Annotated in this window: 20 protein-coding genes; 17 read left to right on the top strand and 3 right to left on the bottom strand. The window is 36.1% G+C overall.

Features of this window, described 5'->3' with window-relative positions:
- The first annotated feature begins 420 nt into the window (after positions 1-420).
- The 5 genes from NYP55_RS05105 (at position 421) to NYP55_RS05125 (ending at position 5,073) form a co-directional block, all read left to right on the top strand.
- The gene (locus tag NYP55_RS05105) at positions 421-1,032 is read left to right on the top strand and encodes a CadD family cadmium resistance transporter (RefSeq protein ID WP_004132034.1); all 612 of its coding nucleotides are present in this window, start codon (positions 421-423) and stop codon (positions 1,030-1,032) included.
- Positions 1,033-1,436: 404 nt separating this feature from the next.
- Positions 1,437-1,922, top strand: a complete 486-nt coding sequence (locus tag NYP55_RS05110) for an NUDIX hydrolase (RefSeq protein WP_004114742.1) — start codon at positions 1,437-1,439, stop codon at positions 1,920-1,922.
- Between the two features lie 229 nt (positions 1,923-2,151).
- On the top strand, positions 2,152-2,589 hold the full coding sequence (locus tag NYP55_RS05115; protein WP_004114745.1) for a GNAT family N-acetyltransferase: 438 nt from the start codon (positions 2,152-2,154) through the stop codon (positions 2,587-2,589).
- 473 nt (positions 2,590-3,062) lie between these two features.
- A complete protein-coding gene (locus NYP55_RS05120) occupies positions 3,063-3,359 on the top strand; it encodes a type II toxin-antitoxin system RelB/DinJ family antitoxin (protein ID WP_032812850.1) in 297 nt (98 codons plus the stop codon).
- Positions 3,360-3,774: 415 nt separating this feature from the next.
- On the top strand, positions 3,775-5,073 hold the full coding sequence (locus NYP55_RS05125; protein WP_050568629.1) for a hypothetical protein: 1,299 nt from the start codon (positions 3,775-3,777) through the stop codon (positions 5,071-5,073).
- An 839-nt stretch (positions 5,074-5,912) separates the two neighbouring features.
- On the opposite strand, the gene NYP55_RS05130 is transcribed toward NYP55_RS05125, so the two are convergent.
- Positions 5,913-6,323, bottom strand: a complete 411-nt coding sequence (locus NYP55_RS05130; protein ID WP_472781645.1) for a hypothetical protein — start codon at positions 6,321-6,323, stop codon at positions 5,913-5,915.
- 248 nt (positions 6,324-6,571) lie between these two features.
- On the opposite strand from NYP55_RS05130, the gene NYP55_RS05135 reads away from it, so the two are divergent.
- From NYP55_RS05135 to NYP55_RS05190, 12 genes are all read left to right on the top strand, one after another.
- Positions 6,572-6,811 carry a restriction endonuclease gene (locus NYP55_RS05135; protein ID WP_004132045.1) on the top strand — a complete coding sequence of 80 codons (240 nt, stop codon included), beginning with the start codon at positions 6,572-6,574 and terminating at the stop codon, positions 6,809-6,811.
- Positions 6,812-6,997: 186 nt separating this feature from the next.
- Positions 6,998-7,294: a type II toxin-antitoxin system RelB/DinJ family antitoxin gene (locus NYP55_RS05140; RefSeq protein WP_128832131.1), complete on the top strand. Its 297-nt coding sequence runs from the start codon at positions 6,998-7,000 to the stop codon at positions 7,292-7,294.
- 424 nt (positions 7,295-7,718) lie between these two features.
- Positions 7,719-8,294, top strand: a complete 576-nt coding sequence (locus tag NYP55_RS05145) for a hypothetical protein (RefSeq protein WP_004574618.1) — start codon at positions 7,719-7,721, stop codon at positions 8,292-8,294.
- A gap of 176 nt (positions 8,295-8,470) precedes the next feature.
- Positions 8,471-8,611, top strand: coding sequence for a hypothetical protein (locus NYP55_RS05150; RefSeq protein WP_472781646.1), 141 nt, complete (start codon positions 8,471-8,473; stop codon positions 8,609-8,611).
- Positions 8,612-8,849: 238 nt separating this feature from the next.
- Positions 8,850-9,299 (top strand): hypothetical protein, encoded by a 450-nt coding sequence (locus NYP55_RS05155; RefSeq protein WP_415702330.1) that lies wholly within the window; start codon positions 8,850-8,852, stop codon positions 9,297-9,299.
- A 409-nt stretch (positions 9,300-9,708) separates the two neighbouring features.
- Complete coding sequence (locus tag NYP55_RS05160; protein WP_018645354.1) at positions 9,709-10,812, top strand: ABC transporter ATP-binding protein; 1,104 nt, start codon at positions 9,709-9,711, stop codon at positions 10,810-10,812.
- A gap of 10 nt (positions 10,813-10,822) precedes the next feature.
- Positions 10,823-11,602, top strand: coding sequence for a hypothetical protein (locus tag NYP55_RS05165; protein WP_004132058.1), 780 nt, complete (start codon positions 10,823-10,825; stop codon positions 11,600-11,602).
- The gene (locus NYP55_RS05170) at positions 11,599-12,537 is read left to right on the top strand and encodes an ABC transporter permease (RefSeq protein WP_415702332.1); all 939 of its coding nucleotides are present in this window, start codon (positions 11,599-11,601) and stop codon (positions 12,535-12,537) included. Before NYP55_RS05165 ends, NYP55_RS05170 begins: the two co-directional genes overlap by 4 nt.
- 422 nt (positions 12,538-12,959) lie before the next feature.
- Positions 12,960-13,466: a GNAT family N-acetyltransferase gene (locus NYP55_RS05175; RefSeq protein WP_472781647.1), complete on the top strand. Its 507-nt coding sequence runs from the start codon at positions 12,960-12,962 to the stop codon at positions 13,464-13,466.
- 128 nt (positions 13,467-13,594) lie between these two features.
- On the top strand, positions 13,595-14,554 hold the full coding sequence (locus NYP55_RS05180; protein WP_472781648.1) for a hypothetical protein: 960 nt from the start codon (positions 13,595-13,597) through the stop codon (positions 14,552-14,554).
- Positions 14,555-14,752: 198 nt separating this feature from the next.
- Positions 14,753-16,036, top strand: coding sequence for an MFS transporter (locus tag NYP55_RS05185; RefSeq protein ID WP_472781649.1), 1,284 nt, complete (start codon positions 14,753-14,755; stop codon positions 16,034-16,036).
- 348 nt (positions 16,037-16,384) lie between these two features.
- Complete coding sequence (locus tag NYP55_RS05190; protein WP_020759183.1) at positions 16,385-17,029, top strand: helix-turn-helix transcriptional regulator; 645 nt, start codon at positions 16,385-16,387, stop codon at positions 17,027-17,029.
- Between the two features lie 23 nt (positions 17,030-17,052).
- Here the strand turns inward: NYP55_RS05190 and NYP55_RS05195 are convergent, their stop codons facing one another.
- Positions 17,053-17,454 (bottom strand): DUF2178 domain-containing protein, encoded by a 402-nt coding sequence (locus NYP55_RS05195; protein ID WP_415697617.1) that lies wholly within the window; start codon positions 17,452-17,454, stop codon positions 17,053-17,055.
- Positions 17,451-17,654 (bottom strand): helix-turn-helix transcriptional regulator, encoded by a 204-nt coding sequence (locus tag NYP55_RS05200; RefSeq protein ID WP_472781650.1) that lies wholly within the window; start codon positions 17,652-17,654, stop codon positions 17,451-17,453. The genes NYP55_RS05195 and NYP55_RS05200 overlap by 4 nt, the downstream gene beginning before the upstream one ends.
- Positions 17,655-18,036: the final 382 nt, after the last annotated feature.

Raw genomic sequence — 18,036 nt, forward strand, 5'->3', positions numbered from 1 at the left:
ATTTTATCAAGAAAGTATCATAATATTATCAAGATTACAATTATATTAGTGGCTTGGCACTCAAAAAAGTGTAGCTATACTACCCGTCCTCTCAATCCATTTAGAATCAATTTGTTTGTTGTCAAGAAAATAAAATAATAGACTATAAGACTTTTGAAAACAATGGCTTTATTTAGATGAATAATGTTTGGTCTATCTAATTTTATATATTTTCAATCTTCACAGTTTGCGTGGATATCTATCAGCATATTTGACAAAATCATATAGTTTAAGTAAATTTCACAAGTAATATTTCAAGGAAAGGTGGGAAAATTGTGAAGTTATTTCTTAAAATGTCTACATTGGTAACTGCCGAGGCACAATGTGTGTGCAGTCAATTTTGATTGGCTATAAACATTAAACATTTTGAAAGGAGAAATAATGGAAACAATAGTATCCGCTTTATTAGTTTTTGTTTCTACATCCATTGACTACTTAATTGTTTTGACTATTTTATTCGCTAGTCAAGGAAAGAAAGGTTTGAAATCAATTTATGTAGGGCAGTATTTAGGTACAGGACTGCTTGTACTGGCTAGTCTTATTGCCGCTTACTTTTTAAATTTTATTCCACAAGATTGGATTATCGGACTCCTTGGTCTAATTCCGCTAGGTCTTGGTATAAGAGCAATTTTTGTGGATGAAGATATTGATGAAGAAGATATCGAGGGGAAAATTACCGGAGATGGATCAAAAATCTTAGCATTTACAAGTTTAACAGTGGCAATGGGTGGAGATAATTTAGGAATTTATATCCCCTATTTTACAGGAAAGAGTTTGATTGAGATTGGTATAAGTTTAGTAATATTTGCCTTAGGGATTTTGATTCTATGCAAATTATCTCAAAATCTCGCCTCAATTTCTGCTATCGGAGAGACTGTGGAAAAGTACGAAAAAATAATTGTACCTGTCGTGTTTATTGGACTCGGTCTCTATATATTGATTGAAAATGGAACGATTAATTATTTCATAGGTCAAGTCCTAAAAGTGGTGTAAATTCATTTCCTTCCCTTTATCTGCTATTTTTATGTTCAAACTCAAACGAGAAAATAAGCGGAGCTTACCGCCATCACGGCGCTTCACCGTGCTATAAGATGCAGGAGGCTGATTAGGTGGGTGCATTTTTGCCCTTGTGTAGCAGGGGTTTGCGAGAGTTATCGTTAAAAGGTTTAGTATGCGACGGCTTTAGGCTGGCTTGGCGCGGTTTTTGAGCGCAGTTTGGCTGTATGAGGGAAGATATCAACGCTCTAGGGTCGAGTGTAATAAGTTCAATGACTGTTGCTTGTGCACAATGTGATATACAAATGTATCAATCACTTGGATTTTCAATTAAGATTGGGAACTTGTTTGCATTTGAACCATAAATCACAGTCATTAGATAAAAAATAAAGGAGTAAACTATGGAATATAATTGCGGATTTATTAACGATAAAAAAGCATTTAGATATAGAGCAGCAGCCATCATAGTCGAAGAAGGTTGTGTGCTATTTGCAAGAAACGATGAGGACGACTATTTCTACTCAGTTGGCGGAGCGGTTCACATGGGCGAGACATCAGAAGAAGCCGTTAAGAGAGAAGTATTTGAAGAGACAGGTCTTAATTATGAAGTAGATCACCTTGCCGTCATACACGAGAACTTATTCATCGGTAGCTCCGGCTTAGATGGAGTAGACTTCCATGAGCTTACACTCTACTACATGATGAAGCCCATGGGCAAAAGAGATTTTACGAGCCAAAGCACTACAGAGTCAGGTGCTAAAGAGACAATGCATTGGTTACCTATAGATGAGCTTGATAAGTTTAAGGCTTACCCGACATTTATGAAAGAATATCTTAAATCGGAGCATAGTGGAATAGAGCATATAATTTCAGATGAAAGATATTAATGAATCCCGCTATTATGGCAAGAGATCGTTACATAAACATTATTTCTTAGAAGATTATGACAAGAAGAACGTGTTTGATATTGAAGAATATATAAAGAGAAAAGGCAAGGTTAAGCTTAATAGAAATACGGTAATTACAAGATTGTAAGATTTACTGTTATAACTATATGGTCGAGGGTATATCTGAAATAATAGAGCTAGATAAATTTGAAGTTGCGGAGGTAATGAAATGATTAGAAAAATAAAAAAAGAAGATGCTCAATCTATACGAGAAATATGTGATATTTCTTTAGGATATACTGTTTCTACAGAGTTAGTAGAGAATCAAATCACAAAACTATCCGCTGATAAAAAGCATCATGTGATTTATGTTTATGAGGATGAGGATTTACATAAAGTTGTTGGATTTATACATGCTGAAATGTATGAGAGTCTTTATTCAGATTGTGGATTAAATATTCTAGGATTAGCTGTCTTACCAGAGTTTCAAGGAAGAGGCATTGGAAAAAAATTGATGAATCATTTAGAAATGGATTCTCGACAAAAATTACTTAAGTTTATCAGGTTAAACTCAGCAGAAGCAAGAACAGAAGCACATAAATTCTATGAAAATATAGGATATGTATGTGATAAGACGCAAAAGAGATTCATTAAAATTTTCGAATAAGTCAATCCTGGTTTGGTGAACTGAAAAATTAAATACTAAATTTGTAAGACGATAGAAAAGAAAAATCTATCATCTTTTTCTTGCCTAATTTCCCTATGTTTTGCGATCAATAAATAGGGAAAACTCACTAAGAAGCTAAGAAAGTATTTCAAATGCTTCTCACTAATATATACACGACAAAATGCTAGTTTCATTAAATATGTTACAGAAAGTAAAGGAGATAAGATGATAAGAATCGGTCAAACCCTCACTTTGGTGTAAATTCATTTCCTTCCCTTTATCTGATATTTTTATGTTCAAACTCAAACGAGAAAATAAGTGGTGCTTCCCACCATCACGGCGCTTGATTGTGCTATCTGATGCAGTAATGCGAACATAAAAATCGTGTATGACAGTCGAGGAATCCTATTCGTGCAAATGTGTTGCAATATGCGATACAGTATTTTATGATGTGTGTATGGAGGTTGATTGATATGACAGTTACTAAAACAGCGAATGTGAATGTGAGAATACAAGAAAATATTAAGCAGCAGGCGGAGCAGATTTTGGAAACTATTGGAGTTCCTAGGGCTACTGCTATTGACATGTTTTATCGTCAAATCATTCTTAATAAGGGTATTCCGTTTTCTCTTACTATTCCAAAGTCACTTCCAGCACAAGATGATATGGACGAGAAAACGTTTAACGCGTTGATGGCTAAAGGTTATAATCAGGCGGTTTGTGGCGATAGTTATCCGATAGATGGTGTTTTTGAAGAGCTTGAATGTTGATTAGCAGCCGTGGTGTAAACTTGTTTTTAGAAGAATACGCGTAAAAAATTATTACGTTTATTTTTGTGTTGATGAAAGTAGATTTCCCAATATGAACATATGCTATGGTATCTATAGCGTTCTCTTAATCCATGTTGAGAGTGACAGGAAAATAGCCGCAAAAGCTCGGTAACGCTGCGGTTTTCTGGCAATCGGGGGACTTCGGAATCGGGCAGACAAAACACTCTGCGGAAATTTATCCAAAGGAGAACCAACCAAAAGTGTGATGGTGAGTTGCCAAGATAGATGTCAATAAATGGAGTTGTCGGGTTAGATGTCGGGTAGTTGTGGTTGTGAGATAGATATCAAAATCAGTGAGACTTGATTTATTCGCAAAATTTACTATTCCTATTATAGAACGTTAAAAGGAGGAACTTTGAATATAGAGTATGTTGTAGTTGGCATATGTATTGTGGCAGTGGTGATGATTGCTGCTTTCCTAATTAATAGGCTAAAGAAAACAAATATTCCCGAAGACGAGAATAACTCTGATTTGAATAATAGTGCGATGATAGTAAAGAAAACAAGTAAATTATCTCAGCCAGATCAAAAGCTCGATGAACTTGTCATTCAGATGGAAATGCTTCCGGCAGAAGCAATATCTGATGATAGTAAGCTGGTGGAGATAACTGATAGTAAAATTCTGGGGCGTGTGAGCAATTTGTTTTCCGGATTGGTGCAGGCTGGTATAGCAGGTTCCAATGCAGTCCAAACTACAAAAGCGGGAAGTGAGGTTTTGTATCGCGCTATAATCCCGGCTGGTGCTAAACTTACCAATTCTAAGGCTATGGAAGGAGCGGTTCGAGGACTCTATTTTGGTGCTAATGGAATCAAGGGTCATGCAAACCTTGTAGCGGTTAAAGCTAAAAATGTAGTAGCAAATAATGTGGGTGTAGCCATGGGATTGGCATCAATTGTTGTTGGGCAGTATTACATGACGCAGATAAATGCAGAGCTTGGAGTAATCCGTGATGGAATTTCAAAAATATCTGATTTCCAAGATAATGAATTTCGAAGTCGGATTTTTTCACTTGTTGCTCATGTTAAGAAAATTGCCGACTTTCAAGTAGAGATTCTTGAGAATGATGAATTGAGACTGTCAAAGATTGCGCAGCTCGATAATCTAGAAGAAGAATGTACTCAGTTACTTGGTCAGGTTAATTTAACTTTGGCGGGCTTTACAAAGAAAAATGACCTGGATTATGCATCTTATGAAAAGGAATTAAAAGAAGCGCAAAACTGGTATACATACCAAAAAGCATTGCTTGATGTGCTGTATAAGATTTCCGACTTGAGGTATACGCTTCATCTGGGGGCTGTCTCAAGAAAGCAGTGCCTAGCGCTTTTGCCGACATACACAAAGCAGGTGGAAGATACTCAAGCATTATTGACTGGCTGGCATCAGACATCCGTAAATCGTTTAAGCATTGATACAGATGAGATCAAGCGTAAAAGAGATGGAATCGATCGCGTCATTCATTTTATTCCTGGATTATTTGATGATGACCTTAATTTTAGGGCGATTAACAAAAAAACAGTAGATATGATAACGGCTCAAGCATCAGTCAAATCCATTAAACATCCGCAGGACACCTCTGACCTGTATGCCGAGGATGTGCAATTGATTTCTAAAGACGGTAAAATTTACTACTTACCAATGGGTAAGGCAGAATGAATGTGAAAAAAGAAGAATGATAAGGTGACAGGTACGTTGTAACAAAAAAGTATGACAGTACTCGTCCTCTTGACGTGAATGGTGCCACAGTCACTCAGAATGCCATTCACGCCGACTATGATAATTTGTTAATTAGTGAGAGAGGTACTTTAGCACCGTTAGTTTCAAATAGTTGAATTTCATCAGTGGACGTTAGCATTATTATTATTATCTTATCGTTCACTTGAGACCCTGGTGATTCTAAATGCACTAGCTTACTAGGAAAGCATCTAAATGAGTAAATGTTCAAACAGTCGTAAGCAAATGCAGCTAGTTTCTATTCTAACAAGCGTAATGGTTCCAGTTATTGTAGCTTTCGCTATTATGGAGTTATATACTATCTGTTTGGAGTAGCCATTGCAATGGAACTGATTCTTATCGCTTGGATAGTCGTGCTTATTAAGTCAAGCAAGTAAAACAATTCTCCGACTAGACAGCGAGACTAATTAAATGGATGACATCATACAAGTACATGTTTTGCAACTACTAAGTGGAGTGGACGCGATGTATTTATTCTAAAGAGTGTCCACGGCTAGCTTGGGTGAGGTCAGAGACTTTTTGCGATAGATTTCTAAATAGCGTTGAGTTCCATGAGCCTATTCTTCATAATGTATTTAGATTAAATTCCGAAATGGAAATAATTCTAAATAGGAAGAGGCGTACATTTACGAGATGTTGTTCACAGATATAATATACGTTATAAAGGCATCAAGAAACAGTTAGAAGTTGATTTCATAGCTAATCTTGGAAGTAAAAGATATTATAGTATTGATGTCACGTGTGGATTAGGTGGGTGTATTTTAGGCTTTGTGCTTTTGGTTTCTTCTTCGTAAAAACTCTTTAACAATGATTGGAATTATAGTTGGGATACATTCAAGAGTAATAAAAAATGTAATGTACGTGCAAGTCCAGCTACTACCCAATTGCCGAGGAGACTCTTGTAATATCAATAAATCAATAGCAGGGGCGATGAGCGCGATAGTGATAGTTTTATAAACTCCTAAGTTTTCGAGTGTTTTTTGATTGACAACAATCGAGTAAAGAAGAATTTTTGTTAAACCAAGTGCATGAGCTATAACAATGAGTAAAAAGGGTGAGTCATAAACAATTTCCCAATCGAGTGATTTAAGAGAATTGATAATAAGTCCTAAAAGAGGCAATAATAATGAAAAAAGGAATAATCGTATAGCTTGATACATAGATTTCTTCATTACAACCTCCTTAAATTTATATAGCCAAGCAGATGACTACTGTCGTAGACGGACTATTTTTCACTCATTTTACGTTAATTTATCTTACTTAGAAAGTTGGGATAATCATATCCGATTAAAATCTGGCGGTCATTGGCAGACAGGACTTAAAGAACTGGATAAATACGGCATTGAGTATCATATCGTGAAAACATATCAATGGGGTGAGGGTTGGATATGGCCGAATTATAAGGCACTGAAAAAGAAGAATGGTGTTAATCAAGCGTGGTTTTCGGCTAGCTGGTAAGCAAGGGCATGGTCTTTTTGTTACAACGTCTAGGTTTTCGCAGAAAGCTAAAGATTACGCTGACAATCATCATATTATTTTGGTTGATGGTGTGAAGCTTGCAAATCTTATGATTAAGCATAATTTTTGTGTTTCAACAAGAAAAACGTTTGAGATCAAAACGATTGATACTGATGCTTTGCTTGAATATCAAGATGAGTAGTGTTTTTGTGTAAGTTTTGTGACTTGATTTTGTTATGTTTTAAGTTTATTAGCTGGTTTCTTACGGTTTTTGAATGCAATTTGCTTTTAATATTACGTATAAGTGTAAATGCTGATGCTAATGATGATGTTAATGCAATGCCAATGCAATGTCATGTAATCATCGTAAGAAACAAGGGGTGATTATATGGCGAAAACAGCTAACTTGTATACTCGTATTGATCCAGAGTTAAAAGAGCATGTAGAGCATATATTGAATTCTTTGGGTCTTCCTCCTTCGAGTGCTATTACCATGTTTTATAAGCAGGTTGTTTTACGGCAGGGGCTTCCTTTTGATGTGAAATTGGGTTATAGAGAGCTGCGTGATGTGAGTTCTATGACTCAAGGTGAGTTGAATGATGAGTTGGAAAAGGGTTATAAGTCGGTTTTATCTGGTGATGCGAAGCCTGCGAGTAAGGTTTTTGAATCTTTGCATAAGGCATAGGGTTCGTGTCGTGTGATAATTTTCTTATTTTTTATTTTGTTTTTGAAGAAAAGTATGAAGTTGTGGTTTCTCGTGTGCTTTATGGGAAAAGAGATATTGAGAAAGTTGTAAATGGCAATTAAACCTTTTGCGATATCTCGCTTCTATCGTTAAAGCGTGTACTCATTTTGCCACGCATCTGTTTATGTATGTAAATAAAATCCTGTAGATTATCGGATGATTTTTAGTTACAATTATTTTATAGGCTGCAGATTTGCATTCTTTGTCCATAATTTACATCCCGTCAGTTTTATTAGACTCAAAGATGATTTGTACTACGAGATGAATGAATATTGGGCAGATGATAGTGAATAACAGAGTGAAGATTGAACATGAGAATCGTAACTGCAATTAGGTAAAGATTAAGTTGTAGGTGGAGGTATAAATGAAGCATATCAAGCATTATGCTTTTTTGACTATGGTAGTTTGTCTTATGCCACTTATTTCAGGTTGTGCGAATCAGAATAATTTTAGCGATAATAATAGAGAACTAAAAACAGAAAATCAAAAGTCTGCAAGAAATGAAGGAAATTCAGAAAATAATGAAAATGTTGACTGGAAAGAGGTAAGTAAAAATGGTGTTGATGAAACTTTGCTCATAAAAAACATAGATGAAAAGGTTCTCACATATGTGGCTAAACAGTTACAAAATCTATGCGATGAGATTGGTGAAAAGGGGCGCAAAGATAAATTCTATTGGCTTACAGGACAATGGTATAACGATGTAATGTATTCTAAACAATATATTAGTGTTTTGTTGTTGGGTAAAAAAGCAATGAAACCATTGTTCCTAATAATATATAAAAGCAAAGAGGCTGGAATGTATGAATGGGTTTGTAGTAAAGCTTTAGACGAAATATCTGGGTTCGATTTTTCTGAAGTAAACAATGGTGCAGGCTGGAGTAATTCTAAAGAATTTTTAAAGGTATTTACCGATAAAATTATTGAACAAAAAAATTAACAACTCTCTGTTTGCAATTGTCTTGGATGTTTACACTCCTACAATATTCCCAATATTAACTTTCATTCTGCAATGAGCATTAAGGCTATTTTGCTGTCGTGTTGTTGTGTGTTCTAGTTGCCTATGTTTTGGGGAACAAAACGGTGTAAAAATTGTAAAAAAGTTCCCTACACTGTTTGATTTCTCACGGTAAAGGCTTGTTGGTTATTCCAGAAACTAGGGTTCCTGAGTTTAAGAAGTTGCTTGTTGAGTATTATGAGGGTGAAGATTTGCAGGTGATTGCTTCGTTTATGAGGGAATATTGTTGGAAGCATTAAACGCTCGCGATTATGTTGGTTCCTCTGGCTCTGCGAATCTTGCTGTTTATAAAAATTATAGTTTGCTAGTAAGTGAAGAGATTAGCGTCGATAGTATAGACAAATTAATAAAAAAAATAGAATATTTATTAAGATTATTACAGTAATCAGAGAGAATGGGAGATCTTGTTTACTTAATAGTCTGTTTTATGATTATTTGATACAGAGTCGTGTTAGCGAAAAGGAGGCTAGTGGTGTTATGAGGAGTAAAACTATTTTTTGTAAAAACATTTTTCAAAGTTGTCTTGTTATGCTTCTGCTGCTAGGTTCTCTATTTTCTCTTTCTGCATGTGCTGCTGATGATGATAAGGCGGAGCTTGCGTCGTATCATTGGGAAACAGTGGCGGTGTCTCGGGAAGAGTTTCGTATACCAGAAAACTATATGAATAAGAATGAGTTGTATCTCTTTGTGTCACGAGATATTCTTGATTCTCATTATGATTTGTCTAAAGTCACTCTTGGCGGTGAGCGTATTAAGTTAGTTGACTCATCGTTTAATTTACCTGGTCCAGGGCTTAAAGCTTTATTTTTAGTTGGAAAATTTGATTTAAAAGACAAGCCAAGCTCTTGTAAGTCAAGCTCTTGTGTTCTTAAAGTACCAGGACTTAATAAAACAGGTAATGTTGCTGTAGGTTATAAGAAGAAATAGTAATATTTTGCAAATGTTAAACAAATGTTTTGTGATTGCTTATATTTGAGTTTTTGACGTAATGCTCGTATAATTTTCCACGTAAAGCACATTTAAGTTTATGAGGTGTTGCGCTATGACTGCCCAAATGATCGCTAGTCTTAAGAACGGTTTGAAAGGCATATAAAAGCACATAAAACAGCTTAAGATACATATTCTTTAGCAGTATTAAACACGCATTGCACATGATGTTTGTCATTATGTTTGCACGTGCGCGTTGGTTTTTGCACGTTTTTTGCATGTTTTTGCGCGTTCTTATCGTTCTTGTAAGCAAGCGTTATCTTTTTATCTAACTGATTTTCATTGTTGAAATTTATTCAATAACAGTAAGAATTAAGGTTTAATAATAAGTAAGAACGAAGCAATAATAATGAATAATAATATAGAAAATGCAACTAATAGTCGCGATAACAATAATAAGCAGTCAGCTAGCAACTTAATATTGCGTATTGATAATGTAACAAGATCTTATTCTCGTGGATTAGGTCGTAAGAAGACAACTCGCCAAGTTTTACATAACGTATCTTTTGATATTCATTCTGGTGAAATATTTTGCTTGCTTGGTCCGAATGGTGCAGGTAAAACAACTACTGTAAAAATTGTTGGTACGTTGTTAGCTCCTGATAGTGGTAGTGTTCGTATTGCCGATATTGATGCTGTGAGTAATCCTCGAGAAGCGCGTAAGCACGTGTCGTTACTTCTTGGAGGTGAGCGAGGATTTTATCAAAGGTTAAGTGCATTAGATAATCTTCGTTATTTCGCGGATCTTTCTGCTGTTCCATATATGGAGCAAGGTAAGCGTATTCACGATGCTCTTGAGCAAGTTGATTTACTTGATAAAGCTCATGATGCTGTTCAAACTTTTTCAAGGGGAATGTGGCAGCGATTGCATATTGCTCGATCGCTGGTCGCTAAAACGGATCTTATGCTTTTAGATGAGCCTACTACTGGTTTGGATCCTGAAAATGCTAGGAAAGTACGTGAAATTATTCATGCTTTACGAGATCAAGGAATAGCGATTTTGTTAACTACGCATGAGATGAGTGAGGCTGAAAAATTAGCTGATACTGTTGCTGTAATAAATCACGGTAATATTATCGCTCAGGGAAGTGTGCAGCAGTTGGCTTCTTTGCAGCATATTGATCATGTAACAATGTACGCGTATGACGGTGAAGCATCAAGCGGAACTCCTAGTGTTAAGGAAGAATTGCAAAAACTTGATGGAGTGTTGTGGTGTGATGTTTTTGAATCGCATGGAGTGTTAAATATTACTATCGCGTGGAGTAAAACATTATCTCAAGAACGAAATATTAAAATTCCTGTTGATGGGATTACACGTTTAGGTGATCGCGCTGCAAGTTTGGAAGAAACGTATCTTGCTATTGTTCAAAATGACAATATTTCTGCATCAAATATTTCTTCTTCTGCTGCTACGCCGTCTTCTTCGTCTTCTTCACTTTCATTGAATAAGTAGGAGGTTTAATATGAATACTTCTACTCGTTCATATGCTTTTGTGATTCGTGGCTTGTGGTTTCAGCTTAAAAGTTTAGCGAAAACAACGTTTTTCTTGCAAAATGCGATACTTGCTCCAGTATGTTTTGCGTTGATGAAAATTGTTGCATACTATGGTTTTTCTCATGATTGCGCTAATTGTCTTAATAATATTTGGGTTGATTCTTCTATAGCTGGATTATGGTCTGCTACGACTACTGCTGTTGGAATTATTGGATACCAGCGTTATTTAGGAACATTACAATATTTAACTTTAAGTGTTATCTCACCTTCTGCAGTGTTTCTTCCTATTGTAGGATCAGCAGCTTTACTTGGTTGTATTGGTATGCCGCTTGCGATTATTACCGTTGCTGTTTTCTGCCATGGGTTCTTTATGATAACATTCACGCAGTTAGTTGGATACTTACTTTCTATGCTAGCTTGCGTAGCTTCTGCTGCATTATTATCTGGAATTTTTGTATTATGCCGTAAAGCTACAGTTTATGAAGGTTTGATTTTAATTCCTGTATGGATGCTTTGTGGAATAGTGATACCTGTAGAATCAATGCCATTGCCAGCTCGCGTTATTGCGTTTATTCATCCGCTCACGTCTGCAGTGTGGGTGGTTCATGCGCAATCGTTTAATGCTACTACTGTGTTAGCAATTGTGTTATGCGTTGTATTATCCAGCATTTTGCTTGTTATTGCAGGTTTTATGTTACGTCATGCTATTCGACTTGCAACGCTTAATGGAAGTTTGAACATAATATGATACGAAATAATAATCAGGTTGAAACTATGCAAAATAAAATTATTCAAAATAGTAAGTGTGCTAGATTGCATCAATATAATCAATATTCACAGTATGGTCACGTAAGTGTTTTATCTAGTATACGAACTGGTGCAAGAGTGAGTATACAGAGTATACCTAGCTTAAATAGTTGGAATACTGCTGTTATCCGTATGATTGTTGAGCCTCTTTTATCCACGTTCTTATACGTTTTTCTAGCTGGAGCTGTAATCGGAGGCTTCAATGGAGCAGCTAGTTATGCGACTAGCGCTGGTTTTAATTATAGTTTGATTGCATCAACTCTTGCTGCTGTTATGGGTGCGTGTTCTATTTCCACAAGTATGACTGTGTCAGAGGCACTAGCATGGGATCGTTTTGAAGGAACAACACCATTCGTGCTTACAAGCGCGAAAGTTGCATTACCATTATGGTTCGGTCGTATTATTGCGCTCGTTACTATTTCTTTGGTGAGTGATGCTGTGACTTTGTTTATAACAATGCTTGTAGTAAGCCCGAGTGCTTTCTTTGTGATTAATATGAGTGCGTTGATGCTGTTGTTCCTTATTGTTCCTGTTGCTTCTACGGGATTTGGTATTGCTATAGCTGCTATAAGCATGATGATGAATGATGTTTATACTATTTCTAACGCGCTTAGTGCAATACTTCCTATTGTTTGTGGTGTGATTGCTCCAATTAGCGTATTTCCTAAGATGATGCAATACGTGTTATATGTGATTCCAGTAACTCATGTTACGCAAGTATCGCGTAGCATAGTTGATGGTTCTGTAAATGTTGGTGTATCGCTACTTGTGATTCTTATTGTTGGTGCGTTGTGGGCAATTGTTGGTGTGATCATATGGAATGTTGGTGTGGCGATTCAACGACGTAAAGGTACTTTAACAAATATAGGATTTTAGCTGATAAATATGGGATTTAGTTAATTATATAAATATTAAATTCGCGTATGGGGAGTGGGTGTAAGACTAGTGGCATGTTGATTATTGCGTAAGATTGTTCAGCAAGCTATTAAGCCAATCTTAAACCTTTTTGCGATATTTTTTCCTATCGTTAAAAAGTGCACCCACTTTTTGTTTGTATATTTGGTCGTATCATACATTACTTTTCTAGTAGAAGCTGTGCTTTATGGAAAAGAAAAATTTTTATGGATGCGAAAAGCCTGCACTTATTGGAAAAATAAAAAATTTTTCTTTAATAAAGCTTGTATGTGTGGTTTTTTTTTTAATAGTAATACTATTAAAGCTAAACAGACTATTATGGATTCTAATTTTAATAGAATTGCATTCTTATTAGAATCACATATTAGAAATAAGGAGAACTTATGAAATTAATTAGACCAGATAGGAAATATATCCAAGGTTATATAGAAGCAAATGAAGAAGATGAAATTTTTAGGCCGAATGCAGAAAGACGTTTTATACACCCTGAGACAATTATAGAGAGTTCTTATAATATTGAACATGGTATAAATTTACCTGAAAATTATGTTAGAGCTACTACGTTTTGGCTGATAGATAATGAAAAATTTATTGGTGAAATTAATATTAGGCATGAATTAAATTCTTTTTTAATTAACTATGGTGGTCACATAGGGTACGAAGTTAGACAATCTGAATGTATGAAGGGCTATGGAACAAAAATGCTTTCTATGGCACTTGCATATTGTAAAGAGACTTTGAATCTACATAAAGTTTTAATTACGTGTGATGATGACAATATCGGCTCGATACGAGTCATAGAAAATAATGGTGGAATTTTAGAAAACAAAGTGAAAAATAGCTTATCAAGAGGAAATGTTACAACAAGAAGGTATTGGATTAATATATAGGAAAAAGATTAATTTAATCTATACTGACCGCTCAAGCGGTGTTTAGGGTAATTTTTAGATATTTTGTGCGAACAAAGCTGTACAATCAAAGCACGATATTCCGTGATTGCATTTTCTGGAGAAAGATGATGAGTGAGACGAAGGTAAGGCCAGTGCTTTTCAAGGATGCTTTTTGGGGTTATGTGATTACAGAAACTGTTGCTGGTATTTGCACGCTTATTATTGCGTTGCTTGTACAGCAGTTCGTAGGCCACCGCGTACTGGGTTGGGAAACTGTGGCAATACTCGCACTTAGTGTTGTGGTGTTTTCGCTTCTAAGTGCAGCGTATCTGCAGTGGGATAGGCGTCGCAGACCAGATGACGGGTCTGGCGATTTACTCAGAGGAATCATCGATTTTGTGCTCAGACTGCTGGTGACTTCTGGTATTGCTTTATTGCTTGTTTCCGATATCACATTGCTAAGCATTATTCTTGGCGCAGCGATTACTAGTGTGTTGCTGTTTGTTTTCGAAAAGCCTTGGCAGCCAGGTATGACGGATGCGCAATTACAGGAAGCTTCAAAGAAATCGGTTGAGCTTGGCGTTCAAATGCTTGAAGAAGAGCGCGTAAAGCGCGCCGAGGCGAGAAACATGATTGCATTACAGCATGCGAGCGCAGGTAAAACAGGCACTCCTAGAGGTACGTCTCTAACATTCTCCTCGTTAATTGTTGCGAATATGCTGATTGAAGCAGTATGCGATGTTGCAACATTTTTGCTTGCGCTGATGCTGCAATGGTGGATGCTGGGTAGTATCGTTGGCTGGAGCACGCTACTCGTCATATTCTTTGGCAATATGCTATTTTCTTGCGCGGCTGCTGCGGTTATGGTTCTGATGGGCGCATTGAAGGCTGATCAACAGAAATGCCTAACAAAAAGTTGGCCTTTCTTAGTTATTGTTGTATTGCTTCGACTGCTGATCTTTGGTGTTCTCGCTTGGCTTCTTACACCGAGTTTAGTGTGGGTGAGTGTAGTTGCTGGCATTGTGCTTACAGATATTGTTATCGTTATAAAGCATCATCCATGGAGAAGAACCGCAGTAGCTGCATAAGATTTTGTAAGACTGTTTTCTTCTCTTTTGAGCAAAAGGTTCTACATACGTCGAAAGCGTTGTGTTGATGAGAGTAGAAAAGAAGTTCAAATACTCGCGATTATTTACGCTAGAAGAGAACAGACTAAGCGACTGGAATAATTAGAACAATTGTAAATCGTAAGCGCAATATAGGAAACAGAATGTAGGAACAGAAAAATGTCAGATTCATCGATGAAAGAGAAAGAAAAGCAGGAACATACTCCCACAGATGAGAAAAATCCTCTATGTTGTGAATCACATGAGCAAATATGTGAAAACCTTAACAGTGCAAATAAAGAATTGTACAAGTATAAGGTTTTACAACTGAGTGCGGAAATCTTTTCCATCTTAATGATTATTGGAACTGTTTTTATGGCATCCAATAAGCTACAGCTTTTTGGATGGATCACCTATTGTTTTGCAATTCTGTTTCTTGTTGGAGTTTCTCTTATTTGGGTTATTTGTGTTATTTGGCAACGCAATCTACACAGTCGTTTTCGTAGTGAAAATGTAGATTGTAACAAATCTTTTCTTAGCTATGATAATCAACAGGGGAAGGGTAGACTCTCACTGGTTCTTTGTTGCTTTTTTGTGTTAAGTGGTATTCTAACTGCATTTTTTGAAATAACTGCGTTGCATCTTCCAAATCGGTGGCTTTTGCAGACTTGGGTATATGTTATATGCGCGGCAATGCCAGTTGTTTGGATGATTACGATTGCTCTTGAATGTGTTTTCTATAATCTCTATCTTATTTCGCGTATACGGAAAATAGGTATAAGAATTGTACTTCGTTATCTATCTGTTCTACTTTGCGTATTGATTATCTTAGGTCTTGGATTTTTTGACGTTTTATTTATTGTTGGAAGATATTCTGTGAAACAAAATGATAATGGTACATACACAGAGCACGTGGATGATATGTATGCTCCTTTTGAGTATTATCTTTATAAGTCTGAAGGCCCATTTTTCCTTAAGTATCTTCGACCAATGAAAGATTCAAGTGATACTGATCCAAAAATAAGTGAATCTGAGTGGTATAGCAGAATCGATCGCAATAACAGGAAAGATACAAGATTAAAAGATACAAGATTAAAGGCTGAAGAGCCAGAGAAAAATTCCGATTTGCATGATGCCACTGAGCGTGATTTAGAATCAAAGAGGGAAAGAAATGCAGCGCTTAAGATATTTGATAAGTATTTTGCGGTGCAAGGCTTTACGTTCAAGGAGAACTATACTGCCAAGGGGGATATGTACTTTGTTCTGAGTGAAAGCCGTTCGGACATTACTTATCTGCAGTATAACAGGGACTCTCAGGATGGAAAATGTGGTCTTTATATTCTGTTTAAGGCTTCAAAATCTTCAAATGGAAGCTGGTCGCCGAGTGATGCTGATATGCAGAACACCTACACGTATGAATATAGCACTGGGCTAATTGCAAAGAGCAGTAGGGCATATTGGTAGTAGGGTTTATTGGTAGTAGGGCAGAGTGGTTGGATGCCAGAATCGAAGAGTGTCGGAAGATTGCTAGATAGTGATTGTCAGATAGTAGCATCCATAGTTGCGTGCTCTAGTTGCTTATGTTTTAGGGAACAAATCGGTGTAAAAATTGTAAAAAAAGTTCCCTACATTATTTGCATTCTTATACTGTTACAGTTGGTAACTATAGTGTTTCACCTTGTTTCTTTTTCCGTTGTAAATTATTTGTTAGTTTGTAATTAGGCGGTATCTAAATCAAATATTTCAATACTAATTTGGTTTCCGTCAAGTAATTTCATTATGTGTAATAACTGATTTGAAAGGAGTTGCATTATGAGTAGTGTTATATCTTTGGGAGAAAAAATTAAAAAGGCTCGTCTGGAAGCTGGGTTGACGCAGGAGGAGCTTTCGGAATTATTGATGGTATCTCGTGCTGCTGTAGCAAAATGGGAAACGAATCGAGGTTTGCCAGATATAGATAATCTGAAATTTATTGCATCTGCTCTAAGCGTGAGTGTTGATTATCTTTTGGATGAGAACAATAGCGTTGATTTTTCTATTACTAAGAAGCCTATTAATCTCAATAAATATGGTTTCGACGGTAGGTTGAGCGGTTTTAAGAAGTCGAAAATTAAAGAGCAGATTGTATTAGATGAATATCCTGATTCAGAAATCAATATGCTAACTGTTGTTAAGACTTATAACAGTTCATCTGAGAAAATGGTGGATAATTTTGTTGGATGGTTTTCTACTCTCCTTGGAGGATTGCCATTGTTTGGCATATATGATTTCAGTAAAGCTGTTTCCACTCTTGGGGCTGATCAGTATTATTTGGTGGATAAAAAAGATAAGCAGTATTTCGTGCTTATAACTGATGAGTATATTATTAGCAGAATTATGGGAGTGGCGTTTAATAGTAAAAAGTTCCGTATTGGAGATAAAGAATTTATGAAAGTTGGTAAGCTTCGTAATAAGTAGTAAATGGGTGGGTGGGTCTGGTTTTAATATTTTTTCTCATAATATTTGTTGATAAAAAACATGATTAATGGAGAAAAGGCGACTGAAATAGCTAAAAGAGCAGCTGGCAAATATGCTTTTGTGATAAATGCAATTATGGCAATTATTCCCATTAGGTGCATTAGTATGAATGCCATTGTTGCATTTACTTTATCTTTGATTTTCTCGTTTCTTTCATCGTTCACATTTATTTTGTAGTTGTGGTCTTTTTCCATCATCTTATAGTGCATGATTTTTACGTGTGAAAGTGAGATAATTGCAACAAAAACAACTGACAGTACAATTTCTACGGATTCGTTCAGTTTAAGAGTGAGTGCAAGAATCAATCCGCAAATTCCTATTACATATCCTATGTACCAAAAATTCTGGGTTTTCTGTTTTTTCATTTTTTATCTTCCTCGTATATAAATATTTCTTCGATTGTTAAATTAAAGTACTTAGCAATTTTGTATGCCAATATGATTGATGGGTTGTATCTTCCATTTTCCAAAGAACCGACTGTTTGTCTTGATACTTCTAGTGTATCGGCAAGTTCTTCTTGTGTTATGCCTTTTTCTTTTCTAATTTGTTCAAGTCTATTTTTCACATTACATTCTCCTTTCTAATGGAAAGCTAGCTTTACATATAATATAATTGTTTTGAAAGCAAATGTCAAGTTAGCTTTCCATTGTTGGTTTAGGTATTGTTGTGGGATGTGAATTAGACGTATTGGTAAACCTGAAGGAGTGTGAAAAGTATAGTTTGCTAGTAAATGAAGAGATTGGCATTGATAAAACTGTAGTGTGTTTGCGCTCCGACCTGCCTGAGCGCTTGAAGAGTCGCGCGCGAAGGCAATTCGGAGCGCTGAGCCACTCAAGGCAGAAGCACTGCTTCTGCTGCGCGCTTTGACTGAGCTTGAAATTGCATAACGCATTTCAAGCTCCTTCAAAGCGTGATTTGGCTTAAGGCATAAAGTCCAGTGGACTTTA

Source organism: Gardnerella sp. c10Ua_31, assembly GCF_055700915.1.